14 protein-coding genes are annotated in these 18,207 nt (G+C 69.1%); 10 read left to right on the top strand and 4 right to left on the bottom strand.

Annotated elements, in window-relative coordinates; translation table 11 throughout:
• Positions 1-61 precede the first annotated feature (61 nt).
• Positions 62-2,062 (top strand): heavy metal translocating P-type ATPase, encoded by a 2,001-nt coding sequence (locus tag C8D81_RS06485; RefSeq protein ID WP_133625726.1) that lies wholly within the window; start codon positions 62-64, stop codon positions 2,060-2,062.
• On the opposite strand, the gene C8D81_RS06480 is transcribed toward C8D81_RS06485, so the two are convergent.
• Positions 2,059-2,373: an ArsR/SmtB family transcription factor gene (locus C8D81_RS06480; RefSeq protein ID WP_094355491.1), complete on the bottom strand. Its 315-nt coding sequence runs from the start codon at positions 2,371-2,373 to the stop codon at positions 2,059-2,061. The genes C8D81_RS06485 and C8D81_RS06480 overlap by 4 nt on opposite strands.
• Before the next feature lie 149 nt (positions 2,374-2,522).
• On the opposite strand from C8D81_RS06480, the gene secA reads away from it, so the two are divergent.
• Both secA and C8D81_RS06470 read left to right on the top strand, forming a co-directional pair.
• Positions 2,523-5,387 (top strand): preprotein translocase subunit SecA, encoded by a 2,865-nt coding sequence (secA, locus tag C8D81_RS06475; protein ID WP_133625725.1) that lies wholly within the window; start codon positions 2,523-2,525, stop codon positions 5,385-5,387.
• A 75-nt stretch (positions 5,388-5,462) separates the two neighbouring features.
• Entirely contained in the window at positions 5,463-6,419 is a 957-nt protein-coding gene (locus C8D81_RS06470) for a polysaccharide deacetylase family protein (protein WP_133625724.1), read from the top strand.
• Here C8D81_RS06470 and C8D81_RS06465 read toward each other — a convergent pair.
• Positions 6,406-6,912 (bottom strand): Rv3235 family protein, encoded by a 507-nt coding sequence (locus C8D81_RS06465; protein ID WP_133625723.1) that lies wholly within the window; start codon positions 6,910-6,912, stop codon positions 6,406-6,408. The genes C8D81_RS06470 and C8D81_RS06465 overlap by 14 nt on opposite strands.
• A 147-nt stretch (positions 6,913-7,059) precedes the next feature.
• On the opposite strand from C8D81_RS06465, the gene C8D81_RS06460 reads away from it, so the two are divergent.
• From C8D81_RS06460 to C8D81_RS06445, 4 genes are read left to right on the top strand one after another with little or no spacing between them, the layout of a single operon-like run.
• On the top strand, positions 7,060-8,844 hold the full coding sequence (locus C8D81_RS06460; protein WP_133625722.1) for a wax ester/triacylglycerol synthase family O-acyltransferase: 1,785 nt from the start codon (positions 7,060-7,062) through the stop codon (positions 8,842-8,844).
• Positions 8,844-9,371, top strand: coding sequence for a DUF6912 family protein (locus C8D81_RS06455; RefSeq protein ID WP_133625721.1), 528 nt, complete (start codon positions 8,844-8,846; stop codon positions 9,369-9,371). The genes C8D81_RS06460 and C8D81_RS06455 overlap by 1 nt, the downstream gene beginning before the upstream one ends.
• A 1-nt stretch (position 9,372) precedes the next feature.
• Positions 9,373-10,239, top strand: a complete 867-nt coding sequence (gene ku, locus C8D81_RS06450; protein ID WP_094403710.1) for a non-homologous end joining protein Ku — start codon at positions 9,373-9,375, stop codon at positions 10,237-10,239.
• A complete protein-coding gene (locus C8D81_RS06445; protein WP_133625720.1) occupies positions 10,239-10,640 on the top strand; it encodes a pilus assembly protein CpaE in 402 nt (133 codons plus the stop codon). The genes ku and C8D81_RS06445 overlap by 1 nt, the downstream gene beginning before the upstream one ends.
• Before the next feature lie 3 nt (positions 10,641-10,643).
• Here the strand turns inward: C8D81_RS06445 and C8D81_RS06440 are convergent, their stop codons facing one another.
• The gene (locus C8D81_RS06440) at positions 10,644-11,441 is read right to left on the bottom strand and encodes a class I SAM-dependent methyltransferase (protein ID WP_094355483.1); all 798 of its coding nucleotides are present in this window, start codon (positions 11,439-11,441) and stop codon (positions 10,644-10,646) included.
• Positions 11,442-11,533: 92 nt separating this feature from the next.
• On the opposite strand from C8D81_RS06440, the gene C8D81_RS06435 reads away from it, so the two are divergent.
• Positions 11,534-11,800 (top strand): hypothetical protein, encoded by a 267-nt coding sequence (locus tag C8D81_RS06435; protein WP_094355482.1) that lies wholly within the window; start codon positions 11,534-11,536, stop codon positions 11,798-11,800.
• Between the two features lie 20 nt (positions 11,801-11,820).
• Here the strand turns inward: C8D81_RS06435 and C8D81_RS06430 are convergent, their stop codons facing one another.
• The gene (locus C8D81_RS06430; RefSeq protein WP_094355481.1) at positions 11,821-12,291 is read right to left on the bottom strand and encodes a DUF2505 domain-containing protein; all 471 of its coding nucleotides are present in this window, start codon (positions 12,289-12,291) and stop codon (positions 11,821-11,823) included.
• Between the two features lie 170 nt (positions 12,292-12,461).
• On the opposite strand from C8D81_RS06430, the gene C8D81_RS06425 reads away from it, so the two are divergent.
• Positions 12,462-17,348 carry an NAD-glutamate dehydrogenase gene (locus C8D81_RS06425; protein ID WP_133625719.1) on the top strand — a complete coding sequence of 1,629 codons (4,887 nt, stop codon included), beginning with the start codon at positions 12,462-12,464 and terminating at the stop codon, positions 17,346-17,348.
• Positions 17,348-18,199: a PHP domain-containing protein gene (locus C8D81_RS06420; protein ID WP_133625718.1), complete on the top strand. Its 852-nt coding sequence runs from the start codon at positions 17,348-17,350 to the stop codon at positions 18,197-18,199. Before C8D81_RS06425 ends, C8D81_RS06420 begins: the two co-directional genes overlap by 1 nt.
• The last annotated feature ends 8 nt before the right edge of the window (positions 18,200-18,207 follow it).

Below are 18,207 nucleotides of genomic sequence, written 5' to 3'. Positions count from 1 at the left end.
CGGATCGGATCCGGCAGCGCTCTATTGAAACATCACAACATCATGATATATCGTTCAAATCATGAACACCGAGACCGACGCCGGGCAGGCCCCGGCCGCAGCACAAGCGCCGCACGAGCACCGTGAGCTCGTCTTCGCGATCCTCGCCGGGGTCGCGTACTTCACCGGATTGATCCTCGAATACCTCGTCAAGGCCGACACCGCGGCCTGGCTCGCCTTCCTGGCGACCTACTTCTTCGGCGGCTTCTACACCATCCAGGAGGTGATCGCCTCGATCCGCAAGCGACGCTTCGAGGTCGACTTCCTGATGATCGTCGCCGCCATCGGTGCCGCCAGCATCGGCCGCTGGGCCGAGGGGGCGGTGCTGCTGTTCCTGTTCAGCCTCGGCCACGCCCTCGAGGAGGTCGCGATGGCCAAGGCGCGCGCCTCGATCGAGGCGCTGGCCGCGATGATGCCGCGGGTCGCGCGGGTACGCCGGGACCAGGCGGTCGTCGAGGTCGCCGTCGATGACCTGGTACCGGGTGATGTCTGCGTGGTCCGCGGTGACGACCGGATCCCCGCCGACGGCATCGTGATCGCCGGTTCCACCGCGGTGGACCAGTCCTCGGTCACCGGGGAGAGCATCCCGGTGGACAAGGTCGCCGTCACCGACCGGGCCCGCGCCCAGCAGGCTCCCGACACCGTCGGCCCGGAGAGCACCGTCTTCTCCGGCACGGTCAACGGCTCCGGTGGGATCGACGTGCTGGTCACCCGCCGCGCCGAGGACTCCACCCTGGCCCGGCTGGTCCAGCTCGTCCGCGAGGCCGAATCCTCGAAATCGCCCACCCAGCGCTTCCTGGACCGATTCCAGCGCTGGTACATCCCCGCGGTGCTGCTGCTGGTGATCACCGTCTTCCTGGTCGGCGCCTTCGTGCTCGACCGCGGGTTCTCACCCAGCTTCTATCTGGCCATGGTGGTGCTGGTCGCCGGCAGCCCCTGTGCGCTCGCCATCGCGACCCCCAGTGCGATCCTGGCCGGCGTCGCCCGCGCCGCCCGCGCCGGCGTCCTGGTCAAGGGCGGCGGCCCGCTGGAGAACCTCGGCCGGATCCAGGTCGCCTACTTCGACAAGACCGGCACCCTGACCTGGGGCCGTCCCCGGGTTACCGACATCCGCACCGCACCGGGCGTCAGCGAGGCCGAACTGCGGCGCACGGCGTACGCCGTCGAACGGCTCAGCGGTCACCCGCTGGCCGCCGCGGTGGTCCGCGACCTGCGACCCGAGGACGCCGACTCGCTGCCCGAGGCCACCGATGTCGAATCGGTGACCGGGCTGGGTGTCCGGGCCCGCTTCGAAGGTCAGGAGGTGCAGGTCGGCAGCCCCCGGATGTGGGCGGAACTGCCGCCCGCGGTCGGCGCGATGGTCGACCAGCTGCAGGCCGACGGGCGCACCATCATGATCGTCGGCACCCCCGAGAAGATCCTCGGCGTGGTCGGCCTGATGGACCCGCCGCGGGCCGAATCGGCACCGATGGTCAACTCGCTGCGCGACGCCGGGGTCGAGCAGATCGTGATGCTCTCCGGTGACCACCAGCAGGTGGCCTCGGCGGTCGGCCGGGATGTCGGCGCCGACGAGGTCCGCGGCGGTCTGATGCCCGAGGACAAGGTCGGTGCGGTGGCCACCACGACCCGCGCCGGTACCCGGTCGGCGATGATCGGCGACGGGGTGAACGACGCCCCCGCGATGGCCAACTCCACCGTCGGGATCGCGATGGGTGCCGCCGGATCCCCGGTGGCGCTGGAGACCGCCGAGGTGGCGCTGATGTCGGACGACATCGGCCGGTTGCCGTTCATCGTCCGGTTGTCCCGGCAGACCAGCCAGATCATCCGGATCAACCTGATCTTCAGCCTGGTGGTGGTGATCGGCCTGGTCACCCTGTCCCTGCTCGGCCTGGGCATCGGGCCCGCGGTGCTGGTCCACGAGGGCTCGACGATCGTGGTCGTGCTGATCGCGCTCACCCTGCTGCGCTTCCAGGTCGGCCGGGAGCACGAGGGCATCGAGCACGAGGCGGAACCCCGATCCTAGGATCCCTCGACCTCCACGTGGCCCATGTGCTCGATCGCCTGATCGAGGAACTGGGCCACGTGGGCGTCCAGCAGCCGGTAGCTGACGGTCCGGCCGTCCCGGTCGCCGGCGACCAGCTTCACGTGCCGCAGCACCCGCAGGTGGTTGGAGACCGTGCTCTGCCCGACGCCGAGCTCGGCGGTCAGCTCACCGACCGTGTGTGGGCCGTGCCGCAGCAGCGCCAGCACCCGGAGCCGGACCGGGGAGGCGATTCCTTGCAGCACCTCGGCCAGCGCGTCGGCCTCGGCCTCGGTCAGGGGCGGGTGCGCCACGGTCGTCTCCGTTCGACAGGCAAGGTGGGGCGAGCCCGGTAAGGATACCGATCTGCACGGTTGGCCTCGACCCCCTACGATGGGGAAGGCTGCCGCCACTGTGCGGCGTACGAACACCAGCGTTGGACATCAAGGGAGCCAGGAATCTCGTGGCCGTTTTCGACAAGTTGCTGCATCTCGGTGAGGGCAAGGTCCTCCGTCGCCTGAAGGCGGTGGCCGACAAGGTCAACCTCATCGAGGAGGACTTCGAGGCGATGTCCGATGAGGAGTTGCGCGCGCAGACCGATGAGTTCAAGCAGCGCCTCGCCGACGGGGAGACCCTCGACGAACTGATGGCCGAGGCCTTCGCCACCGTCCGCGAGGCCTCCCGCCGGGTGCTCGGCAAGCGGCACTTCGACGTGCAGATCATGGGCGGTGCGGCCCTGCACCTGGGCAACATCGCCGAGATGAAGACCGGTGAGGGCAAGACCCTGGTCGCGACCCTGCCGGCCTATCTGAACGCGCTCTCCGGTGAGGGCGTGCACGTCGTCACCGTCAACGACTACCTGGCCGAGACCCAGTCCGAGCAGATGGGCCGCGTGCACCGCTTCCTCGGTCTCGAGGTCGGCGTGATCCTCTCCCACATGGATCCGTCGCAGCGGCGCAAGGCGTACGCCGCCGACATCACCTATGGCACCAACAACGAGTTCGGCTTCGACTACCTGCGCGACAACATGGCCCGCTCCATCGAGGAGTGCGTGCAGCGCGGCCACCACTACGCGATCGTCGACGAGGTCGACTCGATCCTGGTCGACGAGGCCCGGACCCCGCTGATCATCTCGGGCCCGGCCGAGGACACCCACGAATGGTACCCGGAGTTCGCCCGGATCGTGAAGCGGATGAAGCGGGACCACGACTACGAGGTCGACGAGAAGAAGAAGACGATCTCGATCCTGGAGCCCGGTATCGAGGTCGTCGAGGACCGGCTCGGCATCGAGAACCTCTACGAGTCGGCGAACACCCCGCTGATCTCGTATCTGAACAACGCCATCAAGGCCAAGGAGCTGTTCAAGCTCGACCGCGACTACGTGGTGATCAACGGCGAGGTGCTGATCGTCGATGAGCACACCGGGCGTACGCTGCACGGCCGCCGCTACAACGAGGGTCTGCACCAGGCGATCGAGGCCAAGGAACAGGTCGAGATCAAAGACGAATACCAGACGCTGGCCACCGTCACCCTGCAGAACTTCTTCCGGATGTACGACAAGCTCGCCGGCATGACCGGTACGGCCAAGACCGAGGAATCGGAGTTCCAGAAGATCTACGGCCTGTCGGTGATCCCGATCGACACCAACAAGCCGATGATCCGCAAGGACAACAAGGACCTCATCTACCGCACCGAGATCGCCAAGTTCGAAGCGATCATCGAAGACGTCGCCGAGCGGCATGAGAAGGGTCAGCCGATCCTGATCGGTACCGCCTCGGTCGCGAAGTCCGAGGTGCTCAGCAAGATGCTCACCGCCGCCGGGGTGAAGCACGAGGTGCTGAACGCCAAGAACCACGCGCGCGAGGCCGCGATCGTCGCCCGCGCCGGACACAAGGGTGCGGTCACGGTCGCCACCAACATGGCCGGTCGTGGTACCGACATCATCCTCGGCGGTAACGCCGAGTTCCTGGCCGATGAGAAGTTGCGCGCCCAGGGTTATGACCCGGTGGAGACCCCGGAGGAATACGAGGTCCGCTGGGCCGACACCCTGCAGGCCATCGAGCAGCAGGTCGCCGACGAGCACGAGGAGGTCGTCGAGCTCGGCGGGCTCTATGTGATCGGCTCCGAGCGGCACGAGTCGCGGCGGATCGACAATCAGTTGCGCGGTCGTTCCGGGCGTCAGGGTGACCCGGGGGAGTCCCGGTTCTATCTGTCCCTGGGCGATGACCTGATGCGGCTGTTCAAGTCCGACATCGTGGAGTGGGTGCTGCAGGCGCTGAAGATCCCCGACGACCAGCCGATCGAGAACAAGCGGGTCTCCGACTCGATCGCCAGCGCGCAGAAGCAGGTCGAGTCGCAGAACTTCGAGATGCGCAAGAACGTGCTCAAATACGACGACGTGATGAACCGGCAGCGGCACGCCATCTACGGCGACCGCCGCCAGGTGCTGGAGGGCGCCGACGTCCAGGAGCAGCTGCGCAGCACCGTGGACCGCGTCGTCGAGCAGTACGTCCGCGGCGGCACCCAGGGTTTCACCGAGGACTGGGACCTCGAGCAGCTCTGGACCGATATGCGCACCCTCTACCCGGTCGGGCTGAAGATCGAGGACTACGAAGAGGTCGAGATCGACCAGGACCAGCTCGTCGAGGACTTCAAGGACGACGCCCAGGACGCCTACGACAAGCGTGAGGCCGAGCTCGGCGAGGAGAACATGCGCGAGCTGGAGCGGCAGGTGCTGCTCACCGTGCTGGACCGCAAGTGGCGCGAGCACCTCTACGAGATGGACTACCTCCGCGAGGGCATCGGCCTGCGCGCGATGGCGCAGCGCGATCCGCTGGTCGAGTACCAGCGCGAGGGCGGCGACATGTTCAACGCCATGATGGAGGCCTTCATGGAGGAGGTCGTCGGCTTCGTCTTCCAGGTCGAGGTCGAGACGCCGCAGGTCTCCCAGGTGACCGACGCCGACGGCAACGAGGTGTCGGTGGCGACCCTGGAGGCGATGCTGGCCGCCGGTTCCGGGGAGAACGCCGCCGACGACACCCCCGAGCCGAGCACCGCCGAACTGAAGGCCGCGGCGGCGGATGAGCGGGAGAAGGAGCCGGCCACCCAGGCGGCGGCCACGCAGGGGGAGAAGCTGCACATCCGCGGTGGCGAGTCGCGTACGCCGCAGCAGCTCAGCCTGTCCGGCCCCGGTGAGGACGGCAACCCGGAGCGGGTCGTCGAGTCCGAGGCAACCGAGGACGAGTACGCCGGCACCGGCCGCAACCAGCCCTGCCCGTGTGGCTCCGGCAAGAAGTACAAGCAGTGCCACGGCCGGAAGGGCAGCTGAGCGATCCGCCGACTGCGGTGATTTCCGCCGCGTTTCGGCCACGAAGGGGCCTGTCGGGCTCTTAGGATGGCGCCCATGCGCCTGCCCGCCTCCCATGCCCTGCGTTTCGGTGCCGCCAGCCTGGCGCTCGCCGCACTGACGAGCTGTGCCTCGGGTACGCAGGAGACCGCCGTACCCGCCCCGCCGGCGGCACCGGCGACCCAACCGCCGGCCAGCACGCCCGCCCCGGCCACCTCCAGCGCGGCACCCTCGCCGGCAGCGACCACACCGGCTGCGGCGACCCCGTCACCCCGGGCGACGGCGACCGCGAAACCCGGCCAGAGCGCGAAACCCGGGCAGAGCGCGAAACCGTCCGCCTCGGCGAAGCCGTCGGCGACCGCGCCGGCGGTGCCGGTGGCCCAGCCGGCACCGGGTGCGAAGGTCGACTGCAGCCAGCTGAAGTGCATCGCGCTGACCTTCGACGACGGCCCCGGCAAGGACACCCCGAAACTGCTGCGCACCCTCACCGATGAGCAGGTGGTGGCCACCTTCTTCATGCAGGGGGTGAACATCAAGGCGAACCCAGGCATCGTCAAGCAGGTCGCGGGCACCCCGGGGATGGAGATCGGCAGCCACACCACCTCGCACGCCAACCTGCCGGGCGCCAGCAAGGACAAGCTGAACCGGGAGATCACCCGCAACGACGAGCTGCTGGAGCAGACGATCGGTCGGAAGGTGAACCTCTTCCGACCGCCCTACGGGGCCCGCAACGCGGCCGTGGACTCCGTCGCCGCCGCCAGCGGCGAGGCGGTGGTGATGTGGGATGTGGACACCTTCGACTGGAAGACCAAGAGCGCGGCGGCCACCCGGGACGCGATCCGCAAGCAGGCCAAGCCCGGATCGATCGTGCTGATGCACGACATCCACTCCAGCACCGTGAACGCGGTGCCCGATGTCGTCCGCGACCTCAAGGCGCAGGGATACACCCTGGTCACGGTGTCCCAGCTGCTGGGTGAGACCACCCCGGGCAAGGTCTACGTCAACCGCCCGTGATCCCGCCCGGCCCCGGGGTCGGGCCGAAGTCGGCCACGGTGCACACCCAGCGGCTGCCGAGCAGGTCGAAACGCAGCGCGAGCGCCTCACCGTGCTCGTCGTCGCCGATCCGCAGCGTGGCCTCCACCCGATCCTCGGTGCGCTGCAACCGCACCGAGCGTACGCCGACGCTGCGGCCGCGCAGCCGGAACAGTCGGGAGCGCAGCGCCAGCTCGGCCAGCACCCGCTCATCCACCCAGCGGATCAACTGCTGCAGGGGACGACGGCCGGCCACCGCGTCCACGATCGCCGTCGCCAGGCCCTGCAGTTGACCACGCAACCGCGGGTCGAGCGCCGGATCCCGGGCAGGGGTGTGCACCGCCGGCACCGGGTCGGCGGCCAGCGGCAGCGGTACCGGGGTGGCCGGCTCGGGTCGCCGGCTGCGGTCCCGGGCGACCGGCCGGTGATCCGGCAACGGGCGTACCAGCGGTGCGGCGGCTTCGATCACGGTCATCACCCCAACCTGCCCCAATCCCGACCCGGATGGGGGCGGATCGGGCGCCACCGGGGAGAATCTGTGGACAAGTCGGGTTCACCGGGCCGAGGATCGTTCCCCGCGCTGGGCTAGGTTGGTGCCAGCGAGACCCAGAGTGGAGGACGCATGCCGCAACGCCTGACGGCCCGCGAGGTGTCGATGTTGGCCGTCGACACCCAGCACACCCCAGCGCACGTGGGCACGGTGGACCTGTTCACCGCCTCGGACGACTTCGACTACGAGGCATTGGTCGCCCTGATCTCCCAACGGCTGGACTTCGTGCCCCGCTACCGGATGCGGGTGCTGCCGGTGCCCGGTGCGCTGGCGGCACCGGTCTGGGTCGACGACCAGGATTTCGACCTCACCTTCCACGTCCGCCGCTCCGCGCTGCCGCGGCCCGGCACCATGCGCCAGTTGCAGGAGTTCGTCGGGCGGGTGATGGGGCGGCGCCTGGATCGCACCCGGCCGCTGTGGGAGGTCTATCTGGTCGAGGGGCTGGCGGACAACCGCTTCGCGCTGGTCACCAAGACCCACCAGTGCCTGGTTGACGGGGTGGACGCGGTCGACATCGGTCAGGTGCTGCTCGACGACACCCCGGACGAGGGCTCCGAGGCGGTGATCGGTGCCTCCACCTGGGAGCCCGCGCCCGAGCCGCGACCGGTCGATCTGGTGGTGGACGCGGTCCGCGAGGGGCTCGGTGACACCGGCTCGCTGATCGACTCCGCCCGACGCGGCATCACCCACCTCCTCGGCACCGCGCTGGCGGTCGGGGAGGCGGTCGGCGGGGTCGGCGGCGCGGTGAGCGACCTGGCCGGCTCGGCCCTGCGCGGCGGGGGCGCCCGGGCCGCCTCGCCGCTGGCCGGTTTCCCCTCCGAACAGCGCCGGATCGCCCAGGCAACCATGTCGCTGGCCGAGTTGAAGAAGCTGCGGATGAACGGCCGCTACACGGTCAACGACGTGGTGCTGGCGATCATCACCGGTGGGCTGCGGGACTGGCTGGCCACCCGTGGGGAGACGGTCCGCCGGGGTGAGCTGCTGGCCATGGTCCCGATGAGCGTGATCGAGGAGGACGGCGAGCCCACCTCACTGGGGTCCTACGTCGCGCCCCACCTGATCCAGCTGCCGATCGGGGAGTCCAACGCGTTGATGCGGCTGGACCAGGTCTCCTTCGGCACCCGCGCCCACACCGACACCGGCCGCGCCGTCGGCGCCCGGACCATCTCCGACATCGCCGGTTTCGCGCCGACCACCCTGCACGCCCTTGGTGTCCGGGTGGGGGAGTCGCTCTCCCGCCGCCCGCACGATCTGCTGATCACCAACGTGCCGGGTCCGCAGCATCCCCTCTACGCCGGGGGTGCGCCGATGGTGGCCAGCTTCCCGGTGCTGCCGCTGGCGCCGGGGCACCTGCTGTCGATCGGGGTGACCTCCTATGACGGGCAGGTGTTCTTCGGGCTCACCGGTGACCGGGACGCGATGAGCGATCTGGACGTGCTCGCGCAGTGCCTCTACGACGCCCGCGACGAACTCGCCGAGACCATCACCCAGGCCGAACAGGCCCGGCAACCGACCCGCGCCGCGAAGAAGCCGGCCCCCAAGAAGACGGCGAAGAAGACGGCCCCGAAGAAGACGGCCCCGAAGAAAACGGTGACGAAGGAGGCGGCCACCAAGAACGCGGCCAGCGGGCGGCCCGCGGTGAAGAAGGCCCCGGCGAAGAAGACGACCGCGGCACAGCAGGCGCCCGCAGCGAAGAAGACTGCGACGAAGACGGCCACGACCAGGAAGTCGTCCGTGAAGAAGACCCCAGCAACGAAGACCCCGGCGACGAAGAAGACCACCGCGAAGAAGACCACCGCGAAGAAGACCACCGCCAGGAAGACCGCCGCGAAGAAGAGCACGGGAGGACGTCACTGATGGGCACCATGGTCTTCTGGGCGACCACCCCGGCGGCGGTCCGCAGGTTCGCCGAGACGGGTTCGCAATCCGTTGCGGACAAGGTGTTCGCCGCCACCGACGAGTTGCGGGCGGCCTTCGGCTACCAGCCCACCGACGACGAGGACGCCGACTTCGCGGCGCAGTTGTTCGCCTCCCTGCAGTGCCTGGTCGACGGGGGTGACCGACTGGTGGTCGCCGTCGAGCTCGACCGGGCACCCGTCGCCGCGGCGACCGGGCCCGAACTCGGCCGGGTGGGCCAGGTGCAGCTGCCCTGGCGGCGGGTGCGGGCGATCTTCCGCGACGCGCCCGAGGACCTGGCCGAGCTCCGGGCGTACGCCGAATCCCTGCAGGGCAAGGAGATCGAAGCGCTCTGGGAGGATGACCAGGTTCGCGGGGTACTGACCGAGCACGATCTGCTCTGGTACGACGGCTCGGAGGTGGCGCAGGCGCTGGACGGCCTGCGCGATCCCGATCCGGTCGCTGCCGATCCGAGAAAGGACGCGTGAGATGCCACGATCCATCTGGAAGGGCGCCATCTCCTTCGGGCTGGTGACGATCCCGGTCAAGCTGTACAGCGCCACCGAGCAGAAGGACATCTCCTTCCACCAGGTGCATGCTGCCGACGGCGGCCGGATCAAATACAAGCGGGTCTGCGAGAAGGATGGGGAGGAGGTCCCCTACTCCGACATCGCGAAGGGTTACGAGACCCCCGACGGCCGGCTGGCGATCCTGGAGAAGTCCGACTTCGACAATCTGCCGCTGGCCACCACCAAGTCGGTCGAGGTGGTGCAGTTCGTCGAGGATTCCGAGGTCGACCCGACCTATTTCGAGAAGACCTACTTCATGGAGGCCGACGGGCCCGGCGCCAAGCCCTATGTGCTGCTGCGCGATGCGTTGAAGGCCTCCGGGCGGTCGGCGCTGGTCAAGGTGGCGCTGCGGAACCGGGAATCGCTGGCGCTGATCCGGGTCAAGGACGACCAGCTGCTGATGCACACGATGATCTGGCCAGACGAGATCCGCAACGGCGAGTTCGCCGCACCGAGCGAGGACATCACGGTCTCCGACGCCGAGGTGAAGATGGCGCAGACCTTCATCGACGCGCTCGCCGGTGACTTCAACCCGGAGGAATACCACGACTCCTACCGGGAGGCCCTGGAGGAGGTCGTGAACGCCAAGCTCGCCGGGACCGAGGTGCCCGCCGAGGAGGAGACCAGCACCTCCGATGCCGACGTGGTGGATCTGGTGGCGGCGCTGCGGGCATCGGTGGAGGCGGCCAAGAAGCGTCGTGCCGAAGGGGGCAGCGATTCCGGCAAGGAGGAGAAGCCGGCCAAGAAGACGGCGGCGAAGTCCACCCGGAAGTCGAAGGCCAGCTGATGCTGAGCTGCGAGCTGGCGACCCAACTCGCCGACGCCGGCCTGGCCTGGCGGCCGCGGAGCGGGGACCGCTTCATGATCCCCGACCGGGATCTGGATGCCGAGGTCTTCGTGGTCAGCGAGATGACCATCGAGGTGGAGGAGTTCTCCACCGGGGAACTGATCCGCTTCAACGGCACCACCGAGTGGGCGCTGGATTCGATCCCGGCGGCCGAGGTGCGCTGGTTGCCGCGGGAGGACCAGCTGCGGACCGCGCTGGGGGATGACTTCGATCGGTTGGAGAGCCGCGGTGACGGCTTCCGGGTGCTGCTCGCCGACGGCCGTTTCCACGACGGCCGGGACGCCGAGGACGCCTACGCCCGGGCGCTGCTCGAGGTGCTCCACGCCCGCCGCGCGGCCTGAGTCTCAGCTCACCCGGGCGAGCAGCTCACCGTGGGTCTGGGTCATCCAGCCGTCGGGGTGCTCGGCCCAGGCCAGCCAGGCCCGGGAGATCGCTTCGAGCTCCTCGGGGGTGCTGGCACCCTCGGCGTACGCCTGCTCCGCGAACCGGGACTGCAGCACCCGGTCGGCCCACATGCCGCCCCACCAGGAGCGGTCCGCCGGGGTGGCGAAACACCAGCTGCTCGCGGTCGGGGTGAGGTCGTCCAGCCCGGCCTCGTGCGCCCAGGCCAGCAGTCGCCGGCCGGCGTCCGGTTCGGCACCGTTGCTGCGGGCCAGCTGCTCATAGATCTCCAACCAGCGATCCAGTCGGGGATCCAGCGGGAACCAGGTGAAGGTCGCGTAGTCGACGTCGCGCACCGCGATCAGGCCACCGGGCCGGGTGACCCGCGCCATCTCACGCAGGGCCGTCACCGGATCGGCGAGATGCTGCAGCACCTGGTGGGCGTGCACCACATCGAAGGTGTCGTCGGCGATCTCGCTGAGGGCGGTGATGTCGCCGATCAGGAAGTCCACGTTGTCCTGGGCCTGCTCGCGAGCCTCCCGGCGGCACAGTTCCAGCTCCTCGGCACCGGTCTCCAGGGCGGTGACCGCAGCGACGTGTCGGGCCAGGTCGACGGTCAGCGTGCCCGGGCCGCTGCCGACGTCGAGCAGATGTTCGCTCCCGGTCAACTGGTCGACCAGGTAACCGGCCGAGTTGGCCACGGTCCGCCACCGATGGGAGCGCAGGACCGATTCGTGATGACCGTGGGTGTAGGTGTGCACGGCTCCAGCCTCACTCCCGTACCGACTGCTGTCCACTGAGCAAGACGATCTGTCTTGGATCGTGGACGCACGGGTGGCGCTAGGCTTGGTGGATGGCCATCCGGATCCATTGCGACGACGAGCTGACCGCCGACGAGTACGGGGAACTGCTGCGCACCGCGGGGTACGCCGCGGAGGTCGAGATCGAGCGCTTCGCCGGCGAGGACGACGACACCGAACTCGACCATGTGGTGACCACCGATGCCCCGCTGGAGGCGGTGACCGAGCTGGTCGACGAGGGCGACGCCTTCGTCGAGGTCAGCGATCCGATCTCCGGCACCGCCGCCCGGGTCCCCGACGAGCAGCTCGGCGGGGACTGAGCCGGCCGATCACCGCATGATCAGCCGGCCAACCGCCGGCGCCCGACCTTCTCCTGGACCTTGATGCCCTGCAGCATCGCCGGGGCGGCCATCTGCTCGATCTTGCGGCCCAGCAGGGGAATGTTGGCCTTCAGGTCACCGGTGATCGTGCAGGTCGTCTCGTCACCGGCGGGGCTGAGGCGTACCTCGCCCTGCATGCCGATCGGCTGACCGGGCACCTTGACGGTGAGCGCGCCGGTCCGCGAACCGTCCGAGGCGGCCTCGCCCCAGGCGATCTCCTCGACCACGGTGAGGTTGTTGCCGGTGAAGCGCTGCGCCTCCGGCGGGGCCGGCAGGGTGCGCTTGGAAGTGGTGGTGCCGTTCACCACCTGCACATCCCATTCCGTCGCGCCCTGTTCGCGGGCGACCTCCTCGAGAAAGCCGCGATCGGTGAGCAGGGCGAACACATCGAGGGGCTTGGCCGGAAAGCTGGCGGTGCTGGAGATATCCATGCCGCCATCATGCCCTACTGCCGGGTAGCCAGCAGGCCCTACTACCGAGGGCCCACCCGGTGCAGCAGCGCCCGCATTGCGAGATAGGCTGCCCAGCAGGGGCACATCGAGGTGCCCCCGGGACACCCAGCAGGCAGACCCGACGAGTGCAGAGGAACGAGAAAGCAACAGTGTCGACAACGGCCCCGGAATTGGAAGCAGAAAAGACCCAGCGCCTCGGCGAGGTGGCGAGACTGGCCGGTGACGAGATGGCCGAGCTGGGCATCACTTCCCAACAGGCACAGGAATTCCTCGGCCACTACTTCCGCCACGTCGACCCCGATGAAGTGATCCGGAACGACGCCCGGACGCTGCTTTCGATGGTCCGCAGCCACTTCCGGCTGGCCGCCCAGCGCCCCGCGGGCCAGACCAACCTGCACGCCTGGTGGCCCACCAAGGCCGAGGACGGCTGGGAGGTCGGCCAGGCCGTGGTGCAGATCGTCAACGACGACCGGCCGTTCCTGGTCGACACGGTGTCGATGGAGGCTCTGCGGCAGGGCTGGCAGCTGCGCGAGGTCTACCACCCGCAGTTCGTGGTCCGCCGCGACCGATCCGGGGCGCTGACCGAGGTGGTGCACACCGATCAGGCGGGGGAGCGGGACGTGGTCCCGGAGTCCTGGATCCAGCTGGAGCTGATCCCGCCGCTGGGCGCGGACAGCGACCAGGCGTACGCCGACCTGGAGACCGGCCTGCGCGAGGTGTTGAACTCGGTGGCCGAGGCGGTCGAGGACTGGCAGCTGATGCGGCGTCGGATGGAGGAGACGGTCCAGCTGCTGCAGGACCGGCCGGTGCCCTATCCGTATGCCCAGGTGCGCAGCGCGATGGAGCTGTTGAACTGGCTCAACGAGGACCACTTCACCTTCCTGGGTTATCGCGAATACACCCTGGTCGAGGCGGACGGCGCGGACCCCCGGCTGGAGGCGGTACCCGACACCGGGCTGGGTGTCCTGCGTGCCGACGGTGAGGCCGAGCACCCCTTCCACGCACTCCCGGCCACCGACAAGGAACCGCAGCTGGTCGTTGTCACCAAGGACAATCAGACCTCCCGGGTGCACCGGCCGGCCCATCTCGACTACGTCGGAGTGCGGGTCTTCGGCGACAACGGCGAGATCGTCGGCGAGCGCCGCTTCCTCGGTCTGTTCTCCGCCTCCGCCTACACCGAGTCGGTGGAGCGGATCCCGGGCCTGAAGGACAAGGCGCGCGCCATCCTCGAGCATTCGGGGTACGCGGCCGATTCGCACGGTGCCAAGGCGATCAAGGCCACCGTCGAGTCCTATCCGCGGGACGAGCTCTTCCAGGCCCGGGCCGAGGTGCTGGCCCCGATGATCGAGCAGATGTCGCGGCTGCGGGAACGCCGGCAGGTGCGGCTGTTCGTGCGCCGTGATCACTACGGGCGATTCGTTTCCTGCATGGTGTTCCTGCCGCGGGACCGCTACACCACCCGGGTCCGCACCGCCATGGAGAAGATCCTGCTGGAGCGGCTCGGTGGCGATTCGGTGGAGTTCGAGGCCCGCGCCAACGAGTCGGTGCTGGCGCGGTTGCATTTCGTGGTCCGGATGCCGGCCGGTGAGCAGGCGGCCGCGGACATCGACGTTCCCGCGCTGGAACGGGAACTCGCCCAGGCGGTGCGCAGCTGGGACGACAACTTCGCCGAGCGTGCCGCGGGCAATCCGTCGGTGGCCCGGTTGGCGCCGCTGGCCGCCGCGCTGCCGGAGGGTTACAAGGAGGATTTCTCACCCCGGCACGCATTGATGGACGTCGCCGCGCTGGCGAAGCTGGACGCCGACGAGGCGATGGCGATGGTGCTCTACCGCCCCGACCAGGCCGGCGACCGGGCCGACCTGCGGCTCAAGGTCTTCCGCCGCGGCAACACGATGACGCTGTCGGAGGTGCTGCCGCATCTCACCCGGATGGGTGTCACCGTCATCGACGAGCGGCCCTACGAGATCGCCCTGCCGGGCAACGCGCACGGGATGATCTACGACTTCGGGATCCGGATCCCCGGCGGTGCCGAGGCCCTCTCCGGCTGGACCCCCGATGCCCGGAACCGGTTCAACGATGCCTTCCAGGCGGCCTATCGCGGTGAGACCGAGTCCGATCGGTTGAACGGGCTGGTCATCTCCGCCGGGCTCGATCATCGCCAGATCGACTGGCTGCGCACGATTTCCCGCTATCTGCAGCAGGCCGGCACCACCTGGTCGCAGGACTACATCGCCCAGGCCCTGCTCGGTGAGGTCGAGCTGGCCGGTGCGCTGGTCGAGCTCTTCGCGGCCCGCTTCGACCCGGCCGTGCCCGCGGGGGAGCGCGAGCAGCGGGTGACCTCGGCGAACGAGCGGATCACCGAACTGCTCGACGAGGTGGACTCCCTCGACCGGGACCGGATCCTGCGCGCCTTCTGGTCGGTGATCTCGGCGATCGTGCGCACCAACGCGTTCCGCGACGACCGCCAGGCGTTGGCGATCAAACTGCTGCCGCGCGAACTGGACCTACTGCCCGAGCCGCGGCCGGCGTACGAGATCTTCGTCTGCTCCCCGCAACTGGAGGGCGTGCACCTGCGATTCGGCAGCGTCGCCCGCGGTGGCCTGCGCTGGTCCGATCGCCGGGAGGACTTCCGCACCGAGGTGCTCGGCCTGGTCAAGGCGCAGATGGTGAAGAACACCGTGATCGTGCCCGTCGGTGCCAAGGGCGGTTTCTATCCCAAGCAGCTGCCGGATCCGGCGCAGGATCGCCAGGCCTGGTTCGAGGCCGGGCGGGCCAGCTACCGACTGTTCGTGAACTCCCTGCTCGATGTCACCGACAACATCATCGACGGGGAGATCGATCCGCCGACCGATGTGGTCCGCCACGACGGCGACGATCCCTATCTGGTGGTGGCCGCCGACAAGGGCACCGCGACCTTCTCCGACACCGCCAACGAGATCTCGGTACGCCGGGGCTTCTGGCTGGGCGACGCGTTCGCCTCCGGCGGGTCGGTCGGCTATGACCACAAGGTGATGGGCATCACCGCCCGCGGCGCCTGGGTCTCGGTGCAGCGACACTTCCGTGAGATGGGCATCGACACCCAGACCGAGGACTTCAGCTGTGTCGGCATCGGCGACATGTCCGGTGACGTGTTCGGCAACGGAATGCTGCTCAGCAAGCACATCAAGCTGGTCGCGGCGTTCAACCACCAGCACATCTTCCTCGACCCGAACCCGGACCCCGAGCGCACCTGGACCGAGCGCAAGCGGCTCTTCGACGACCAGGGCAACTGGGGGGCGTACGACACCTCGCTGATCTCCGAGGGCGGCGGAATCCATTCCAGGCAGGCGAAATCGATCCCGATCACGCCGCAGGTGCGCGAGGTCCTCGGGCTCGATGAAGGCGTCCGCGCGATGGCGCCGACCGACCTGGTCAACGCGATCCTCAAGGCGCCGGTGGATCTGCTCTGGAACGGTGGCATCGGCACCTATGTGAAGGCCAGCAGCGAGACCAACGCCGAGGTCGGTGACAAGGCCAACGACGGGCTGCGGGTGAACGGTGACGAGCTGCGCGCCAAGGCGGTCGGCGAGGGCGGCAACCTGGGCCTGACCCAGCGCGGCCGGATCGAGTACGCCGCCGCGGGTGGGCGGATCAACACCGACTTCATCGACAACTCCGCCGGGGTGGACACCTCCGATCACGAGGTGAACATCAAGATCCTGCTCTCCAGCGAGATGGCGGCCGGTCGGCTCACCGACGCCGAGCGGGTCGAGCTGCTCGAGTCGATGACCGACGAGGTCGCCGACCTGGTGCTCGCGCACAACTACGACCAGAACCTCACCCTGGCGAATTCTGCTGCCCAGGCAGCGGAAATGGCCGGCATGCACGAGCGCTGGATGCAGCGGATGGAGGAGATCGGGCTGCTGGACCGACGGATCGAGGCGATGCCGGACAGCGCCGAGATGGAGCGCCGGATCCGGGCCGGACGCGGGCTCACCGCACCGGAACTCGCGACCCTGCTGTCCTACTCGAAGATCCTGCTGGAGCAGGAGATCCTGGCCTCCGATCTGCCCGACGACCCGTATCTCGCGGACCGGTTGATCCAGTACTTCCCGAAGCCGTTGCGGGAGCGCTACGCCGATCAGATGCCCGAGCACCGACTGCACCGGGAGATCATCACCACCGTCGCGGTGAACCGCTATGTGAACTCGGCGGGCAGCACGGCCCTCTATCGGCTCGCCGAGGAGACCGGTGCGAAACCGGCCGATGTGATCCGGGCCCAGCTGGCCGCCCGATCCATCTTCCGGGTCGGGTTGCACGAGGTGCAGTCGGCGAACCTGGACAACAAGATCGATGCCGCCGTGCAGACCCGGATGCGGCTGGATCTGCGCCGGTTGGTGGAGCGCGGAACGCGATGGCTGCTGGCGCGGCGCCGGGGCACCGTCGACGTGCAGGCCCGGATCGACGAGTTCGCCGAGGGGGTGCAGCAGGTCAAGGCCGAACTCGACGACCTGCTCGTCGGCCGGCTGGCGGAGCGGCACCAGAAGGCGGCCGAGGAACTGCGGGCCGACGGGGTGCCGGACGAACTGGCGGAGGTGATCGCCGGCACCGCGGTGCTGCACGAGGCGCTGTCGATGGTGCAGACCGCGAAGGCCACCGGCCGGGATGTGCTCACCGTGGCGCGGGTGCACTTCGCGATGGCCGAGGATCTCGCCCTGGACACCCTGCTGGACCGGGTGTCGGCGCTGCCCAGGCAGGATCGCTGGGACGACATGGCCCGCGGCGCGCTGCGGGAGGATCTGCAACAGGTTCGCGCCCAGCTGACCGCCGAGGCACTCTCCGCCGCTCCCGGTGAGGACGATCCCGCCCAGATCATCGAGGCCTGGTCGGCGCGGGTCGGTGATCTGGCGGCGGCCCGGGCGGCGATCGAGGCGGTCTGCGGTGAGGGCCCGGACCTGGCGCGGTTGTCGGTCGGCCTGCGGCAGGTGCGTACCCTGCTCGACACCAGCCCGTCGACCGAGGAGGTCGCGGCGGAGCGGATGGTCGAGAACGCCTGATGCCGGGCTCCGGGATCGACCTGCACACCCACTCCACCATCTCCGACGGCACCGATTCCCCGACCGAGCTGGTGCAGCGGGCGGTTGATCTGGGACTGCGGGTGGTCGCGCTGACCGATCACGACACCTTCGACGGGTTGGCGGAGGCGGTCGCCGCGGGGGAGCGGCTGGGGGTCGAGGTGCTGCGCGGGGTGGAGATCTCCTGTCGTCGTGGGGATTCCTCGGTGCACCTGCTCGGTTACGGGGTCGACGAGTCGGATCCGGACCTGGCCGCCGAACTGGCCCGGATCCGTGATGGCCGGGAGAACCGGTTGCCGCGGCTGCTCGGTCGTCTCGCCGAGCTGGGGTTGCCGCTGACCGAGGCGGAGGTGCGGGGGTTCGCCGGGGATTCGCCGTCGGTCGGGCGGCCGCACGTGGCCGATGCGATGGTCGCGCGCGGCTATGTCGCCGATCGCACGGAAGCCTTCGACCGTTGGCTTTCCGACGACGGCCCGGCGCATGTCGAGCGGTACGCCGCAGCGGTCGAGGACGGGATCCGGCTGGTGCACGGCGCCGGGGGAGTCGCGGTGATCGCGCATCCGTGGGGCCGCGGCAGCAGGTCGGTTCTCGGGCCGGAGGTGTTGGCGGAGTTGGTCAGCGGTGTCGGACTGGATGGTTTCGAGGTCGATCACGTGGACCACGGTCCGCCGGGATCAGCGGTACGCGCCGAGTTGCGCGCGCTGGCCGACTCGCTGGGGGCGTTGGGCACGGGTTCCAGCGACTACCACGGCACCGGCAAACCCGACCTCCCGCTCGGTGCGAACACCACCTCCCCCGAGGTGTACGCCGACCTGCTGTGTCGGCTGCGCTGACGTTCATC

Origin of the sequence: Enemella evansiae, from assembly GCF_004362375.1 — a bacterium.
Lineage (GTDB): Bacteria > Actinomycetota > Actinomycetes > Propionibacteriales > Propionibacteriaceae > Enemella > Enemella evansiae.
The sequence above is the reverse complement of the archived record's forward strand: the minus strand, read 5'-3'. Positions and strand labels throughout refer to the sequence as shown.

Excerpts from the sequence above, each read along its gene's own strand:
- C8D81_RS06485 (WP_133625726.1), top strand. The coding sequence starts at position 62 with ATGAACACCGAGACCGACGCCGGGCAGGCCCCGGCCGCAGCACAAGCG.
- C8D81_RS06470 (WP_133625724.1), top strand. The coding sequence starts at position 5,463 with ATGCGCCTGCCCGCCTCCCATGCCCTGCGTTTCGGTGCCGCCAGCCTG.
- C8D81_RS06465 (WP_133625723.1), bottom strand. The coding sequence starts at position 6,912 with ATGACCGTGATCGAAGCCGCCGCACCGCTGGTACGCCCGTTGCCGGAT.
- C8D81_RS06460 (WP_133625722.1), top strand. The coding sequence starts at position 7,060 with ATGCCGCAACGCCTGACGGCCCGCGAGGTGTCGATGTTGGCCGTCGAC.
- C8D81_RS06455 (WP_133625721.1), top strand. The coding sequence starts at position 8,844 with ATGGGCACCATGGTCTTCTGGGCGACCACCCCGGCGGCGGTCCGCAGG.
- ku (WP_094403710.1), top strand. The coding sequence starts at position 9,373 with ATGCCACGATCCATCTGGAAGGGCGCCATCTCCTTCGGGCTGGTGACG.
- C8D81_RS06445 (WP_133625720.1), top strand. The coding sequence starts at position 10,239 with ATGCTGAGCTGCGAGCTGGCGACCCAACTCGCCGACGCCGGCCTGGCC.
- C8D81_RS06435 (WP_094355482.1), top strand. The coding sequence starts at position 11,534 with ATGGCCATCCGGATCCATTGCGACGACGAGCTGACCGCCGACGAGTAC.
- C8D81_RS06430 (WP_094355481.1), bottom strand. The coding sequence starts at position 12,291 with ATGGATATCTCCAGCACCGCCAGCTTTCCGGCCAAGCCCCTCGATGTG.
- C8D81_RS06420 (WP_133625718.1), top strand. The coding sequence starts at position 17,348 with ATGCCGGGCTCCGGGATCGACCTGCACACCCACTCCACCATCTCCGAC.